Genomic DNA, 13770 nt, shown 5'->3' on the forward strand with positions numbered 1-13770 from the left:
TTTGTTTGTCCTATCAGGCTCGGCCAATAATCGAGGCAGTCAGCATGAGCTCTTCGAGCAAAGCAAGTGAAACTTCGCCAGACACAGCATACGGGTCAAGCTCAGGCTGCTCGGAGTACTTTAAAACAATTGAGGTGTTTAATTTTGAAAGATTCACCTGACCCATCGTCCAGCCGCCAAACCGTCGCTCCCTGATCTCTGAATAGTGAAGCAGTGCGACATCCTTGTGGCGCGTATCACGCACTATGTGACCGTAAAGCTCGTTCACCTGTTTGCGGCCACCTTCGATCGCCTGCAGATAAATACCTCCACCGTAGCAAAGAATGCCGGTGATGCCATTGGCCATATTGAATTTGCGTGCCGAGTCCAAAATGGATTCAGTCACATCGTTTGCGCTTGGATCAAGCGCGCGACTGACATATAACAAACGAACCAGCATGATCAAGCCTCTCGGGGTATCAGGGACAGAAATTCACGACGCAAATTTGAATCTTTCAAAAAGGCGCCACGCATAACGGAGTTAATCATACGACTATCCATGTCCTTAACGCCACGCCATGACATGCAATAGTGCGTCGCACTCATCACGACTGCCAGGCCATCGGGCTGAGTTTTGTCCTGAATCAGATCAGCGAGCTGAACCACCGCTTCTTCTTGAATTTGGGGACGACTCATGATCCAGTCCGCCAAACGGACATATTTGGACAGGCCGATGACGTTGGTATGCTCGTTGGGCATCACGCCGATCCAGACCTTGCCGATCACAGGGCAGAAATGATGGCTGCAGGCGCTACGGACTGTAATCGGTCCCACAATCATCAGTTCACTCAAATGCTCGACGTTGGGAAACTCGGTAATAGGTGGCTGGGGGCGATAGCGCCCTCCAAAGACCTCTTGGAGGTACATTTTGGCCACACGACGAGCGGTATCGTTGGTGTTATGGTCCGAAACCGTATCGATGACAAGACTTTCCAATACACCTTTCATTTTGCCCTCGACCTCGTCAAGTAGCAAAGCCAGTTCACCTGGCTCAATGAAATCAGAAATATTATCGTTTGCATGAAAGCGTTTGCGCGCTTCTTTTAAGCGGTTGCGGATCACGACCGAAACCGGTGTGCCTTTGTCTTGATCTGATGAGTTCATAAATGAAAGTTTAATCGCGTTGTAAGCTCTGAAAAAATGAAAGGATCAAACTTAAACGTTATGAATTAAACGTTTTTTAATTAAGTACTACTTGATCCGACGCTGAATGGCTGGGCGTATACGAAGAAACCCAACATAACACTTTTCTAACAACCAGACACCGGGGGGATGGGCAAAGATTTTTCCAAACCATCGCCAATTCCGCAGGCTTAACCACAGTTCGACAAAAGCTGCGGCGCCACTTTTAAGTGACCCATCGGAAGCGCGCACATGAAACCGTGCCATCGCTTGCTGACAGTTTAAATCAGCCGCAACCAAGCCATGCTGCGCAAGGCTGACATCATGCCAAATAATCTGATCCGCTCCAGCACTCTTTTTATAAAAACCAATCTCTCGCCTGCAAAGCGGGCATGACCCATCAAAGTAAACAGTGACCTGATTATTTGTGTTCACAAATGCTTTGTCCATAAAGACCACATTATGACAACCACTTCTGCATGAAGAGCGCTTGACCCGTCTCCGGGCTGAGCGCATATTGCTCAAAGCCATTATGCTCGTATGCGCGCATGGCCTGTCTATTACCACTGAGGACTTCAAGGGTGATTTTGCAACAGCCTTGCGCGCGGGCATGGTTTTCAAGCGCGCCCAGTAACGCCTGTCCGATCCCTTGACCGCGACAAGCCGGAACCACCGCGATATCGTGCACATTCATCAATGGGCGGGCCTTGAAGGTTGAATACCCGGGCAAGGCATTGAGCAAGCCCACCGGCTGACCGTCCTGATACGCCAACCAACTGATCGCACCGGGTACTTTAGCCAGGTCATCGCATAAACGCTGTCGCGTATCCTCTGACAAGGGCTCTCCTCCCCCCATTGGGTCACGGGCGTACATATCCAACATCGTAATCAGCGCCAAACGGTCGGACGGATCAAGATAATCCACGACTTTTACAAAAATGTTGCACTGCATAAAAACTACTCCTGAGTGTTGGTGCTGACTGACAAGCCTGCGACCACTTGGTCGATGGTATAACAACTCGTTTGCAGACCCAAATCAAAGGTGCACGATGTCAGACTCCCTGCCACTTGAAGGCATACGCGTAGTTGAATTCACTCATATGGTCATGGGCCCGACCTGTGGCATGATCCTTGGAGATCTTGGCGCAGAAGTCATTAAAGTAGAACCTCTGGCGGGCGATAACACGCGCAAACTGTTGGGCTCGGGTTCGGGGTTTTTTCCGATGTTTAATCGCAACAAAAAAAGCATCGCAGTGGATGTCAAACATCCAGCGGGTAAAGAAATTGTGCTCAAGCTTCTGGGTACCGCGGACGTATTCAGTGAAAATTTCAAAAGCGGTACGATGGAAAAGCTTGGCTTTGGCTATGAAGCACTCTCCAAACTCAACCCTGCCCTCATTTATGTTTCGCACAAAGGCTTTTTGCCCGGGCCCTATGAGCACCGCACTGCGCTCGATGAAGTCGTGCAGATGATGGGTGGATTAGCCTACATGACCGGCCCTGTCGGACAACCCTTGCGAGCAGGCGCGAGCGTCAACGACATCATGGGAGGAATGTTTGGTGCGATTGGGGTTCTGGCCTCGTTGCAAAAACGTCATCGCACCGGCAAGGGTCAGGAAGTCGCAAGCGCCTTGTTTGAAAACAACGTTTTTTTAGTCGCGCAGCACATGATGCAATTTGCCGTCACGGGAGTGGCCGCCAATCCGATGCCCAACCGACTGAGTGCCTGGGCTGTCTACGATGTGTTTACTGTCAAAGATGGTGAGCAAATATTCCTCTCGGCGGTCAGCGACACGCAATGGGCGATTTTGTGTAAAGAATTCAGTTTTGATGATTTAAAAGCCGATGACAGGCTTGTGACCAACAACGATCGCGTCAAAGCACGTAGCTGGCTGATCCCCATCTTGCGGGAACGGTTTGGCGACATGAGTGCGCAAGAACTGAGCAGTCGCTTTGAGAAGTGTGGTCTGCCCTATGCGCCAATCACCCGTCCACACGACTTGTTTGATGATCCGCATTTGCTTGCGACCGGCGGTCTGGCCCCAGTGACCATCGCGGCAGATAACACGGGCGCCGGACGTGAAATTGAAACCCGTGTCGCCTTGCTCCCCATCGCACTCGAAGGCGAACGTCTGCAAGTGCGTAAAGCGCCTCCGAAAATCGGTGCTGACACGATTGAACTCTTAAAAAGCATTGGTTATTCCCAAGACGAAATTTCAGCTCTCAAAGACACCGGAGTCATCACATGGAATTAAATCTCGCAAACAAACATGTCCTGATTACTGGCGGCAGCCGCGGGATTGGCCTGGCCTGCGCGAAAGTCTTCCTCGAGGAGGGCTGCAAAGTCAGTCTGGTCTCTCGCGACCCGATCAACCTTGCAAAAGCCAAGACGCTGCTCGGCACCCAAGTGCCTGACAGTGAAGCCCGCATCGCTTCATTTTCTGCGGAGCTGCAACATGCAGACGCAGCCGAACATGCGCTCAACGAAGCTGAGAAAAAATTTGGTGCGCTGGATGTACTCGTGAATTCAGCAGGTGCGGCAAAGCGCACGCCGGCCGAAAACCTCAGTCCGGCCTTCTTTCGCGATGCGATGGAGGCCAAATTTTTTACCTATATCAACATGATCGACCCGGTGATCAAGCGCATGGGTGCCAGAGGCGCGGGCGTGATCGTGAACGTTGTCGGCGCAGGCGGCAAAGTCCCCAGCACCGTGCATATCGCAGGTGGTAGTGCTAATGCCGCACTGATGCTGACAACAGCTGGTTTAGCCGTCGCATACGGAGCGCGTGGGGTACGTATCAATGCTGTCAATCCCTCTGGCACGCTGACTGACCGCCTGGTGGAGGGACTGGCAGTCAATGCCGAGCATGAAAAAATCAGTCCGGAAGAAGTCCTCCAGCGCATGACCGCACAAGTTCCGATGGGCAGACTCGCCAGCCCGGAAGAAGTCGCCGATACCGTGGTGTATCTCGCCTCCAGCCGGGCAAGCTATGTCACCGGCACAGTGATCACGATGGACGGAGCGGCTCACCCCGTTGTGGTGTAGCGGCAGTCAAGCCCGCGTCATCTCTAGATATTGGATGATGATATCCCGATAACATGCATCTGCTTTGAGGCCCAACCTCTGGGTGCGCTGACAGTTAAAACGCGAAGGCCAGCCACCCACAATGCGCATGATTTGCTCTTCGGGCTCGACTCGCACGCGCTCTGCCACCTGATCGCCTGCCACTTCGCGCAGCGCTTGCAGCATTTGGCCAACCGTGACGGTGAGTGCGGGGAGATTAAGCGCCGTGCGTCCTCCGAAGCTTTCGCGTGAGGCCTCGACGACAGCCAGCACACCGGCAATCGAAGTCAAGGGGGATGAAAGCGCAACGGCGGTATCCAAACTCACGGGGCAACGCGCTTCAAGCCCTGCGAGCGGTTCGCGAATAATGCCTGATAAAAAGCTGGAGGCGGCGCCATTCGGTTTTCCCGGACGCACCGAGACGGTCATGAGCCGAGCCACCCGACCATCGATAAAACCTTTGCGGGTGTAATCGGCAACGAGTTGCTCGCAAATAAATTTGTGAATCCCATAGCTTGACTGAGGGGTGGGCAAGCAAGTGTCTGTCACGACTGAGGGCAATGAGATCGCGGGGTCCGATCCAAACACGGCTACAGAACTGGAAAAGAAAAAAATCGGTGCCAGTCCGGTTCGTCCATGCTGCGCGCGCAGGCCCTCCAGCAAGGCACGTGTCGTGTCAAGGTTGGAGCGCAAGCCCAGCCCGAAGTCGATCTCACACTCTCCCGACACGGCTGAGGCCAAATGAAAGACCGCATCATAATCCTGCTTGAGCAACTCAGGCAGACGCTCGAGCAAGTCACCTGTGTCAATTTGTACTTTAGGATGATTGACGATCTCAGGGTTGGTACAAGCTGATTGATCCGTAAGCAATAGACGTGTCAGCGTTTGACCGCGCAATCTTTCACGCTTTAACAGCTCGCGTGCAAGCAAGCTTCCAAGAAAACCAGCACCACCTGTGATGAGAATATTCATATGACCAAGCGTTACCAAGAGGCTTTAAAGTGTTGTCTGAGTTCTTCTATCGCTTCTTCGGAAAGCGGTGCCACCGTGCATCCACTGCGCAACCAGAGTCGGGCAGTTTCCTCCAACTCCTCTAGCACGGCCATGGCTGCAGTAAGACTGGTTCCCCACACCTGGGGGCCCAAGCGATCGCACATAACTGCGCGTAAACTCAGACCACGCTGACGATGCGTATCGATCAGTTGTGCAACGTGGTCTGCCACGCGCACATCACCTGGCCTGAAATACGGGATCAACGGCACATGACCGACTTTCATCACGTAATAAGGTGTCAGCGGGGGCACAATATCCTGTGTGCTCCACACTCCTCTGAGCGTTAAATCCACCAACCAGGAAGAGTGCGTATGAATGACACCTTGCGCCTCAGGTGCACACTGGTAAATCCGTCGGTGTAGAGTTAAGGTCTTACTGGCGCGCTCACCGGAAAGCTGTTCGCCACGATCGTTCACCAACGCTAACTTGTCTGGTTCGAGAAAACCCAAACACGCATCGGTAGGCGTAATCAAAAACCTGGAACCTTGTCCTGCATCAGAGAGTTTGACACTGATGTTGCCAGTAGAGCCATGAACATAGCCCCGCTCAAACAGGCTACGCCCGATCCGACAGATATCCTGACGCAATTTTTCCTCGGCGGTCTGAAGTGAATCCGTCATGACAGCTTGATCCTGTCGAATGCTTTAGTGAAAAAATCCACGCTTCCGAAGTTGCCAGATTTAAGTGTGAGGTGAAGCAATCTGCCAGAGGGAACAATACGACCAGCGCACCAGGGTACGCCGGGATCAATCTGCGCACCAATCTGCAGCTGTGAAATACCCAAGGCCTGAACCACTGCGCCGGAGGTTTCTCCCCCTGCGACGATCAGCTGTCCAACCCCCGCCTCCACTAAACCTTGAGCAATGTTAGCGAGTAGCATCTCGACCAATACGCCCGCTTGCTCAACACCCAGGCGTTCTTGAACCGCTTTCAAGGCCTCAGGTGTAGCGGTCGAATAAATCAGGATCGGTTTCTTGCCCAGCCTGGGACGCGCCCAGGAAAGCGCGCCTTGCACGACTGCCTGTATTGCGGACGAGCCGTCGACACACGCTAACGGATCGAGCTGAAGACTCTCACCACCCTTGCTGATAAAGTCAACCACCTGCGCGTTTGTTGCGCGCGAGCAGCTGCCCGACAAGATGGCCATCGCACCTGAAGCGGGCGGCAACACCGCGGCGAGTGCGTTCGGTTGAATCGAAAAATTGGCAGGTAATCCGATCGCCACGCCCGAGCCTGCCGTCACGAGTGGCAGATCCGCCAAAGCGGGTGCCAGTCGATATAAATCGTCATTGCTGATCGCATCAACGATTGCGATCCCGATGCCCTGCTCTTGCAGGTCGGCCATGCGCGCGCGGATCGCAGTCGACCCTTGCGCCACGACTGAATAGTCAATGAGTCCCACACGATTTTGGGTTTGAGGAGTCAGTACACGCAAGAGGTTCGGATCCCGCATCGGCGTCAGAGGATGATTTTGCATACCGCTCTCGTTGAGCAGCACATCCCCGACAAACAAATGCCCTTTGAATACGGCACGCCCCACATCGGGGAAAGCAGGGGTTGCGATCGTAAACTTAGTTTCCAAGCGCGCCATCAACGCATCAATCACTGGGCCGATATTGCCTTGCGGGGTCGAATCGAAGGTTGAGCAATATTTGAAATAAATCTGTCGGGCGCCTTGCGCTTTCAACCAATCGCATGCAGTCAGGGACTGCGCAATCGCCTCGGCGGGTGCGATCGTCCGACTTTTCAGCGACACCACGATCGCATCGACCTCAGTATCAACAGGCGTTTGGGGCACGCCAATCGTCTGCAGTACCCGCATGCCGGCGCGGACAAGGTTATTGGCCAAATCCGTTGCGCCGGTAAAGTCATCCGCTATACATCCTAACAAGACCTGCTTCATTATTTATCCGCCTCGAGGCCGCACCAGCCCATTTCTTCCAGCCCGCTGGCTGCACGGGAAATTATATGCCCGCCCATCCCACCGTTTGCTACATTAAAGACTTTTCCTCTGGTGCCCGAGCTAATACACTCGATCATCATCCCGTTTCGGGCATACCTCTTTTTAGCTGGGTAGAACGCCATGCACATGTTCTCCACACACTCATCACTCTCGTCTCGTGAGCCCCTTTCCTACGGTATGGGTGCAACGCCTTTTGGGCCGGGCCTGATTGTCTGGTCCCCAAAAGGCATCGTCATGCTGCACTTGCAGCAACGCGGGGAACCTGAATGCGCGCACATCATTGCCGCGTCATTTCCGGACAACCCCTTGGAGCACCGGGATCGAGAAGCGCAGGCGTTACTCGATCAAGCTTTTAAACAGCGCTGCCCCTTCCTCCTCGTGGGCACCCCCTTTCAGCTAAAGGTCTGGCAAGGACTCCTGGAGATCCCCTTTGGTCAAGTACGCACCTACGGGGCGCTTGCCAACTCTCTGGGCCATCCAGGTGCCGCGCGTGCGGTCGGTACTGCCATCGCCGCCAACAAACTGGCTTTTGTCGTTCCCTGTCATCGCGTCGTTCGCGCCACGGGAGAAAGTGGCCAGTACCGCTGGGGAGCCGACCAAAAAACGCGCATGCTTGCTTGGGAGGCACAGCAACTTGCAGACTCGAACGCCGACTGTTAGCATTTGGTCACTTTTTATCAAACAATATCGCAGAACAAGGATACAGACTCATGAGTCAGCTGTTTACGCCCATCAAAATCGGCCCGCTCTCACTTCCCAACCGGATCGTGATTGCGCCGATGTGTCAATATTCAGCTGAAAACGGCAACACCACTGACTGGCATACGATCCATCTGGGACATATGGCCCTGTCTGGTGCGGGTTTGCTCATCATCGAAGCGACTGCGGTGGAAGCCATCGGGCGCATTACACATGGCTGTGTCGGACTCTATTCCGATGAAACAGAACGCTCACTCCAACAAACGATTGATTCCGTTCGAAAATACGCATCAATGCCTATCATGATTCAGCTGGCTCACGCTGGACGCAAAGGTTCAAGCGCTCGTCCTTGGGAGGGGGGACAACTGATTGCTCAGAAAGATGGCGGCTGGCTGCCTGTCGGACCCTCTGCGATTCCGCAGCTGCCCACAGAGACTCCGCCTCTCGCCCTGGATAAAGCCGGTTTGGTTCGTATTCGCGAGGCCTTTGTCGAATCAGCCAAACGCGCGATCCGTATCGGTTTCGATGGCATCGAATTGCATGGCGCGCATGGCTATCTGTTACATCAATTCCTGTCACCTGTCGCCAATCAGCGTACAGATGAATATGGCGGATCGCTTGCCAACCGAATGCGGTTTCCACTTGAAGTGTTCGATGCCGTTCGGGCCGTCACTCCGAATCAGACGAGTCTCGGCATCCGGATTTCAGCAACAGATTGGGTGGAAGGCGGCTGGACACCCGAGGAAAGTGTCGAGTTTTGCAACATCCTGAAAACTCGCGGCTGCGACTTTATTGATGTGTCGAGCGGCGGAGTATCTCATCAGCAAAAAATCTCACTCGGACCAAAGTATCAAGTGCCTCTGGCGACAACGATCAAACAAGGCACAGGCATGCCAACCATGACTGTCGGCTTGATTACAGAAGCCAAAGAAGCGGAAGAGATCATTGTGAAAGGTGAAGCCGATATGGTCGCACTGGCACGTGGCATGTTGTATGACCCGCGCTGGCCTTGGCATGCAGCCGCTGAGCTTGGCGCATCGATTCAGGCACCTAAGCAATACTGGCGGTCGCAACCGCGCGGTCTGACCACCTTGTTTGGTGATGCCAAGACCGGCGGACGCTAACGCGGAAAGAGACGGAAATTAATCGCGAAAATTGTTGAACTGCAGCGGGAGGGGCACATCAACTTTTTTCAGCAAGGCGATGGCTTCTTGGAGGTCATCGCGTTTTTTACCCGTGACACGCAACTTTTCACCGGTAATCTGCGACTCGACCTTGAGTTTGGCTTCTTTCATGGCAGCGATCAATTTTTTGGAAATCGGCTGTTCGATGCCCTGTTTAATTGTGATTTTCTGACGCGCCCCACCCAGGTTTTCCAAAGGGTCGGCTACCTCCATTGCACGGACATCGATCCCGCGCGCACTCAAGCGGCTACGCAGAATATCCAGCATCTGTTTAAGCTGAAAAGCGCTGGAGGCGACCTGCGTCACAACAAAGCCTTCGAGCTCAAACTTGGCATCCGTCCCCTTGAAATCAAAGCGCGTCGCAAGCTCGCGGTTGGCCTGATCCACGGCGTTTGTCAGCTCATGTTTATCAACTTCGGAAACAACATCAAAAGAAGGCATAACGAAATCCTGACAGAAGTAAGACCTTCATTTTAGAATACAACGACCTCAGCCTAACGGGAAGACCAGCATGGCAGACTGTACTGGCGTGATCAGCCAGATGTTTATTTATCCCGTGAAATCCTGCGCGGGTATCGAAGTCTCGGAATCCGAGCTCACAGAAACCGGTTTAAGGCATGATCGCGAGTGGTTGATCGTCGATCAGAATGGCCAGTTTTTGACACAGCGCCAGATTCCACACATGGTATGGATTACCCCTAGACTGACCGAGGATGCACTGTATCTAAGCGCCCCCGACCATGAGGAAATAAAAGTTCCCTTTAGCCAAACCGGCGTTCCCAAACAAGTCACCGTCTGGCGAGACACGCTCCTGGGCGATGACATGGGGGATCAGGTCGCACACTGGCTGGATCAGTTTCTGGCCGTACCAGGAAAAAATTACCGCCTCATTCGCTTCTCCCCACATGCCAGCCGTCACTCATCCAGAGAATGGACCGGTGATCTTGTGGCGCCCAATATGTTTAGTGATGGCTTTGCGCTCCTGATCGTCACACAACGTGCGCTGGACCTCTTTAATGAGCGACTCATGCAAGAGGGCCACGAACCTGTTGATATGTTGCGTTTTCGACCCAATTTGGTGCTCGAGGGGCTTGATGCGCACGCCGAGGACGAAATTGCCAACCTATTGCTGCACACCTTGAACGGTGTAATTGAGCTCAAACTCGTCAAACCCTGCGGTCGGTGCCCGATCCCTAATATTGATCCCTACACGGCAACCAGCTCTCCTGAAGTGATGGAGACCTTATCTGCCTACAGGCGCCTGGCGCGCATGCATGACGCGATTTGTTTTGGCATGAACGCAATTGTTCAGTCTGGCGCCGGGCAAGCGATTCGCGTGGGCCAGCCCTTTGAGGCGTATCTAGACGTATAAGCTAGTGTTAAGCTTGTCGCGCACCATCGATGCACGATCAAATAAGGAAGTCACACAATGATCATGATGCTACCTTTTTTAACAGCCCTCATCGCGATTGTCTTAGCGATGCGCGGTGCCAGAATGCCTGCCATGATTGGCTGGGGCGTGACATTTATCATCTTTCTGGCGTGGCTGAACTACCACATGACAGACAAACTCAATATTTCTCTCTGAGGTCAGTCATGGATTATTCCAGTCGCACACAACACAGTACTGAACATGGCTTGTCATTTTGGCTCAATGCGATCGCACTCGCCGCTGTCTGCGGCTCTCTGCTCGAAGCTTTTTACTGGCAAATCTTTTTTAACGAACTCCCCTGCCCGCTCTGCCAGCTACAACGCGTAGCCTTGACGCTCGCGGGTATCGGCATGATGCTTAATGTTCGTTTTGGCCCCTCGGCAGTGCATTACGCGATCATCCTGTTCTCTGCGCTAGGGGGGGCGACCGCCTCTGCCAGGCAAATACTGTTGCACATCGAACCCGGCGATGCTGGCTATGGCTCGACGCTATTTGGTTTGCATTTTTATACTTGGGGCTTTATTTCCTTTGTCGTCATGTTGATATTTTGCGCAGTGATGCTCTGCATCGATCGCAATCAACTTTCGACACCGCGTGCTCAGCTGGCTAACCGTCCCCACTTCAGCACTCGGGTGGCAACCTTGCTGATCGCTCTCTTTTTATTGGTGACTGCCGCCAATACGATCAGTGCAATCATGGTCTGCCAGTTCGGCTCTTGCCCCGACAACCCAACCGAATATCTTTGGAAGTTTTGGCTTTGATTGCTTTTCAACTGTTCTACCGAGATTCAGCCGTGAAAACCCTGCCGCTTATCCGGCAGGTGACACGAATGAAACTGCTGGCGCTCATTGCCATGATTGGGCTCTGCACGCTCTTCACGCCCGTCTTGTCCGATGCCGCGCCCTTAAGCGACGAGCAGCTCAAAACCTTGCATCAACCGGTCCCGGGTGGGGTCGCCATACTGGATATCACTCCTGGCACGCAACGTGGAGAACCCACCGCGCGCTACATGGGAAAACCTGTCTTGGTGATGCGAAATGACGCAGGACGCTGGTTCGCGATTGTGGGCATTCCGCTTTCCACGCCTATTGAACCGCAAACTCTTGAAGTCACTCACGCAGGGAAAACGGTCGCACGCGCGTTTACGATACGAGACAAGAAATACCGTGAACAACGCATCACCCTTAAAACGAACAAACATGTCGATTTGAGCCCCCAGGATCTCGCAAGATACGAGCGAGAAAAAAAGCTCCAAGACGATGCCTATCAACAGTTTAGTCCTCAAACACCGAGTAACGTATTGCTTGATCGTCCCGTTAAAGGCCCCTTATCCAGCCCCTTTGGCCTGAAGCGCTTCTTTAACGATCAGCCTCGGGCACCGCATTCTGGACTCGATTTCGCTGTGCCCACGGGCACTCCAATACAAGCCCCTGCTGCAGGACGCGTGATTCTGGTGGGCGATTATTTTTTCAATGGTAAAACGGTGTTTGTCGATCATGGGCAAGGCATGATCAGCATGTTTTGTCACCTGTCGACGATAGACGTCAAGGCTGGAGAGGTACTGAGTCGCGGACAGGTTTTGGGCAAGGTCGGTGCAACCGGACGCGTGACGGGTGCGCATCTGCACTGGAACGTCAGCCTGAATGACGCGCGCGTGGATCCGGCTATTTTTATCGGCATGTTTACGCCTTGACTGCGCCCCTCAAAAGCAATAGGTAAAAGGAAACCGCGATGTCGATTATTTTGATCCGCCATGGCGAGACGCTGCTCAATGCGGCACGCACCATACAGCCTGCAGATACCCCGCTTGCTCCGCGCGGACTCGCACAGGCCGAGCGCGTAGCCGAACGTGTACGCGCCCTCAAACCTGCCGCTATCCTGGCAAGCGACATGCCGCGCGCGTGGCAAACTGCCCAAGCTATTGCGCGCAGCACGGGGCTCGACCCAATCAGCACACCTTTACTCTGGGAGCGTAATTTTGGTGATTTACGCGGCCGTCCCTATGACACACTCAGTTTTAATGCGATGGAAATGGTGGAGGCGCCCCCAAATGGCGAATCCATGGAGAGCTTTCATCAACGCGTGGCCCAAGCGCTTGATTACGCAGCAACATTACGGGACCGTCTGGACGGTCCACTGATTGTGGTCAGTCACGGACTGGTAATTCGCGCGTTGCTGGAAAACAATATCGAACTTGGCACACATAAGGTCCCGGAGCGAATCGGTAACACAGCGCTCACGACAATCAGCGCGCAGTCACCCTACCGCGCCGAGCTGGTCAACTGCACACTGCATCTGATGGGAACCGGCCTGGCCGAAAACGAACACAGCCTCTCAGGCGGCTAGCTAGCATGTGAAGGGCATCAAGTTTTACCCGGGCCCTAAGGCCGTACGCCGGGCGTTTCAAGAGGCATGCCGCGGGCCCGCCACATTAAAAAAAGCTCAAGTTGGACCAACTCCTTGGATCCGAGCGCATAAGGCTCTGCACGCACGCCCGTCATACAGTTCCTCAAACGGCGTTGCAAAGAGCCAACCGTTTGCCACTCCAATCGATAGATCGGATAGCCTGTCGGATGCGCTTGCGGAATGAAGTTGCCACCCAGCTTGAGTCCTGCTCGCTCGGCGTGGCACTGGGCACAGGATAGATTCAACTGACCCAGACGCTGATCAAATAAACGTTGTCCGGCATCAAGATCGGCCGCATTTGCAGAAGTCCGTTCCACAGTGATTGGCATACCTTTCGAGGCATGGCCAATATAAGTTGCCAAAGACAACAGCGGTTTGCTTTCCATAGCCAATGGAGGAGCTTGCTGTTGATCCTCACGACACATGTTGATCTGGCCTTCCAGACTCACCAAATTATTTTTGACGATTTTAGGAAAGCCTGCCGCCACACCCTTCATTGACACGGCGGCATCGCCATGACACTGCGCACAGGAAAGATTTTTCTTACCAGCCGACTCGTTCCAGAGCGTTTGCCCGTCGAGCACCCAAAAAGTGGCCGGATTGAGGGTCTCGTCATCCTGCATGGCACGCGTGGCGGGGGACATCAACACATAACTGGATTGACGCTTGTCTTGCGTCTGAACATCGGTCTGATGATTGATCAAGGGGGATTGCGCAAAAGCTGCCTGAACACCCAAACAAACAACGCCCAGCAGCGCCTGCCGCAGCAACCCGTATCGAGCAAAAAAACCGTCAGGCTTACTCACAC

General features: G+C 53.6%; 17 protein-coding genes and 1 pseudogene. 9 read left to right on the forward strand and 9 right to left on the reverse strand.

All coding sequences use genetic code 11. The features are described 5' to 3' along the window. Window positions 1-13: 13 nt before the first annotated feature. The 4 genes from QWY27_RS03540 to QWY27_RS03555 form a co-directional block, all read right to left on the reverse strand. Window positions 14-439 carry a BLUF domain-containing protein gene (locus QWY27_RS03540; protein ID WP_290194784.1) on the reverse strand — a complete coding sequence of 142 codons (426 nt, stop codon included), beginning with the start codon at window positions 437-439 and terminating at the stop codon, window positions 14-16. A 2-nt stretch (window positions 440-441) separates the two neighbouring features. Beyond that, on the reverse strand, window positions 442-1143 hold the full coding sequence (folE, locus tag QWY27_RS03545) for a GTP cyclohydrolase I (protein ID WP_290194786.1): 702 nt from the start codon (window positions 1141-1143) through the stop codon (window positions 442-444). A gap of 87 nt (window positions 1144-1230) precedes the next feature. Beyond that, the gene (locus QWY27_RS03550; RefSeq protein ID WP_290194788.1) at window positions 1231-1611 is read right to left on the reverse strand and encodes a thiol-disulfide oxidoreductase DCC family protein; all 381 of its coding nucleotides are present in this window, start codon (window positions 1609-1611) and stop codon (window positions 1231-1233) included. A gap of 10 nt (window positions 1612-1621) precedes the next feature. Further along, window positions 1622-2113 (reverse strand): GNAT family N-acetyltransferase, encoded by a 492-nt coding sequence (locus tag QWY27_RS03555; protein ID WP_290194790.1) that lies wholly within the window; start codon window positions 2111-2113, stop codon window positions 1622-1624. Between the two features lie 97 nt (window positions 2114-2210). Between QWY27_RS03555 and QWY27_RS03560 the strand changes: the two are divergent. Both QWY27_RS03560 and QWY27_RS03565 read left to right on the forward strand, forming a co-directional pair. After that, a pseudogene (locus QWY27_RS03560) lies at window positions 2211-3404 on the forward strand (CaiB/BaiF CoA transferase family protein); the annotation flags it as partial. Window positions 3405-3406: 2 nt separating this feature from the next. Beyond that, complete coding sequence (locus QWY27_RS03565; protein WP_290194793.1) at window positions 3407-4207, forward strand: SDR family oxidoreductase; 801 nt, start codon at window positions 3407-3409, stop codon at window positions 4205-4207. Window positions 4208-4213: 6 nt separating this feature from the next. On the opposite strand, the gene denD is transcribed toward QWY27_RS03565, so the two are convergent. Genes denD through otnK form a run of 3 tightly spaced genes read right to left on the reverse strand, consistent with a single transcriptional unit; the run spans window position 4214 to window position 7181 of the window. Next, window positions 4214-5197: a D-erythronate dehydrogenase gene (gene denD, locus QWY27_RS03570; RefSeq protein WP_290194795.1), complete on the reverse strand. Its 984-nt coding sequence runs from the start codon at window positions 5195-5197 to the stop codon at window positions 4214-4216. An 11-nt stretch (window positions 5198-5208) separates the two neighbouring features. Beyond that, window positions 5209-5898 carry a class II aldolase/adducin family protein gene (locus QWY27_RS03575; protein ID WP_290194798.1) on the reverse strand — a complete coding sequence of 230 codons (690 nt, stop codon included), beginning with the start codon at window positions 5896-5898 and terminating at the stop codon, window positions 5209-5211. After that, on the reverse strand, window positions 5895-7181 hold the full coding sequence (gene otnK / locus QWY27_RS03580; RefSeq protein ID WP_290194800.1) for a 3-oxo-tetronate kinase: 1287 nt from the start codon (window positions 7179-7181) through the stop codon (window positions 5895-5897). The genes QWY27_RS03575 and otnK overlap by 4 nt, the downstream gene beginning before the upstream one ends. A gap of 186 nt (window positions 7182-7367) precedes the next feature. On the opposite strand from otnK, the gene QWY27_RS03585 reads away from it, so the two are divergent. Next, window positions 7368-7901, forward strand: a complete 534-nt coding sequence (locus QWY27_RS03585; RefSeq protein WP_290194801.1) for a methylated-DNA--[protein]-cysteine S-methyltransferase — start codon at window positions 7368-7370, stop codon at window positions 7899-7901. A gap of 50 nt (window positions 7902-7951) precedes the next feature. After that, entirely contained in the window at window positions 7952-9064 is a 1113-nt protein-coding gene (locus QWY27_RS03590) for an NADH:flavin oxidoreductase/NADH oxidase (protein ID WP_290194804.1), read from the forward strand. An 18-nt stretch (window positions 9065-9082) separates the two neighbouring features. Here QWY27_RS03590 and QWY27_RS03595 read toward each other — a convergent pair whose 3' ends face one another. Next, entirely contained in the window at window positions 9083-9565 is a 483-nt protein-coding gene (locus tag QWY27_RS03595; RefSeq protein ID WP_290194806.1) for a YajQ family cyclic di-GMP-binding protein, read from the reverse strand. 70 nt (window positions 9566-9635) lie between these two features. On the opposite strand from QWY27_RS03595, the gene QWY27_RS03600 reads away from it, so the two are divergent. From QWY27_RS03600 to QWY27_RS03620, 5 genes are all read left to right on the forward strand, one after another. Next, a complete protein-coding gene (locus QWY27_RS03600) occupies window positions 9636-10496 on the forward strand; it encodes an MOSC domain-containing protein (RefSeq protein WP_290194808.1) in 861 nt (286 codons plus the stop codon). 57 nt (window positions 10497-10553) lie between these two features. Further along, on the forward strand, window positions 10554-10712 hold the full coding sequence (locus QWY27_RS03605; protein ID WP_290194810.1) for a DUF5993 family protein: 159 nt from the start codon (window positions 10554-10556) through the stop codon (window positions 10710-10712). An 8-nt stretch (window positions 10713-10720) separates the two neighbouring features. Further along, window positions 10721-11317 carry a disulfide bond formation protein B gene (locus tag QWY27_RS03610; protein ID WP_290194812.1) on the forward strand — a complete coding sequence of 199 codons (597 nt, stop codon included), beginning with the start codon at window positions 10721-10723 and terminating at the stop codon, window positions 11315-11317. A 68-nt stretch (window positions 11318-11385) separates the two neighbouring features. After that, window positions 11386-12249 (forward strand): M23 family metallopeptidase, encoded by an 864-nt coding sequence (locus tag QWY27_RS03615; RefSeq protein ID WP_290194814.1) that lies wholly within the window; start codon window positions 11386-11388, stop codon window positions 12247-12249. A 38-nt stretch (window positions 12250-12287) separates the two neighbouring features. Continuing rightward, window positions 12288-12902, forward strand: coding sequence for a histidine phosphatase family protein (locus tag QWY27_RS03620; RefSeq protein ID WP_290194816.1), 615 nt, complete (start codon window positions 12288-12290; stop codon window positions 12900-12902). A gap of 35 nt (window positions 12903-12937) precedes the next feature. On the opposite strand, the gene soxA is transcribed toward QWY27_RS03620, so the two are convergent. After that, window positions 12938-13768, reverse strand: a complete 831-nt coding sequence (gene soxA, locus QWY27_RS03625; RefSeq protein WP_290194817.1) for a sulfur oxidation c-type cytochrome SoxA — start codon at window positions 13766-13768, stop codon at window positions 12938-12940. Between the last annotated feature and the right edge of the window lie 2 nt (window positions 13769-13770).

It is taken from the genome of Zwartia vadi, assembly GCF_030410375.1.
GTDB lineage: Bacteria > Pseudomonadota > Gammaproteobacteria > Burkholderiales > Burkholderiaceae_B > Zwartia > Zwartia vadi.

What these genes read in the sequence shown, in the direction of transcription:
- QWY27_RS03540 (WP_290194784.1), bottom strand. Translation starts at nt 439, where the DNA reads ATGCTGGTTCGTTTGTTATATGTCAGTCGCGCGCTTGATCCAAGCGCA.
- folE (WP_290194786.1), bottom strand. Translation starts at nt 1,143, where the DNA reads ATGAACTCATCAGATCAAGACAAAGGCACACCGGTTTCGGTCGTGATC.
- QWY27_RS03550 (WP_290194788.1), bottom strand. Translation starts at nt 1,611, where the DNA reads ATGGACAAAGCATTTGTGAACACAAATAATCAGGTCACTGTTTACTTT.
- QWY27_RS03555 (WP_290194790.1), bottom strand. Translation starts at nt 2,113, where the DNA reads ATGCAGTGCAACATTTTTGTAAAAGTCGTGGATTATCTTGATCCGTCC.
- QWY27_RS03565 (WP_290194793.1), top strand. Translation starts at nt 3,407, where the DNA reads ATGGAATTAAATCTCGCAAACAAACATGTCCTGATTACTGGCGGCAGC.
- denD (WP_290194795.1), bottom strand. Translation starts at nt 5,197, where the DNA reads ATGAATATTCTCATCACAGGTGGTGCTGGTTTTCTTGGAAGCTTGCTT.
- QWY27_RS03575 (WP_290194798.1), bottom strand. Translation starts at nt 5,898, where the DNA reads ATGACGGATTCACTTCAGACCGCCGAGGAAAAATTGCGTCAGGATATC.
- otnK (WP_290194800.1), bottom strand. Translation starts at nt 7,181, where the DNA reads ATGAAGCAGGTCTTGTTAGGATGTATAGCGGATGACTTTACCGGCGCA.
- QWY27_RS03585 (WP_290194801.1), top strand. Translation starts at nt 7,368, where the DNA reads ATGTTCTCCACACACTCATCACTCTCGTCTCGTGAGCCCCTTTCCTAC.
- QWY27_RS03590 (WP_290194804.1), top strand. Translation starts at nt 7,952, where the DNA reads ATGAGTCAGCTGTTTACGCCCATCAAAATCGGCCCGCTCTCACTTCCC.
- QWY27_RS03595 (WP_290194806.1), bottom strand. Translation starts at nt 9,565, where the DNA reads ATGCCTTCTTTTGATGTTGTTTCCGAAGTTGATAAACATGAGCTGACA.
- QWY27_RS03600 (WP_290194808.1), top strand. Translation starts at nt 9,636, where the DNA reads ATGGCAGACTGTACTGGCGTGATCAGCCAGATGTTTATTTATCCCGTG.
- QWY27_RS03605 (WP_290194810.1), top strand. Translation starts at nt 10,554, where the DNA reads ATGATCATGATGCTACCTTTTTTAACAGCCCTCATCGCGATTGTCTTA.
- QWY27_RS03610 (WP_290194812.1), top strand. Translation starts at nt 10,721, where the DNA reads ATGGATTATTCCAGTCGCACACAACACAGTACTGAACATGGCTTGTCA.
- QWY27_RS03615 (WP_290194814.1), top strand. Translation starts at nt 11,386, where the DNA reads ATGAAACTGCTGGCGCTCATTGCCATGATTGGGCTCTGCACGCTCTTC.
- QWY27_RS03620 (WP_290194816.1), top strand. Translation starts at nt 12,288, where the DNA reads ATGTCGATTATTTTGATCCGCCATGGCGAGACGCTGCTCAATGCGGCA.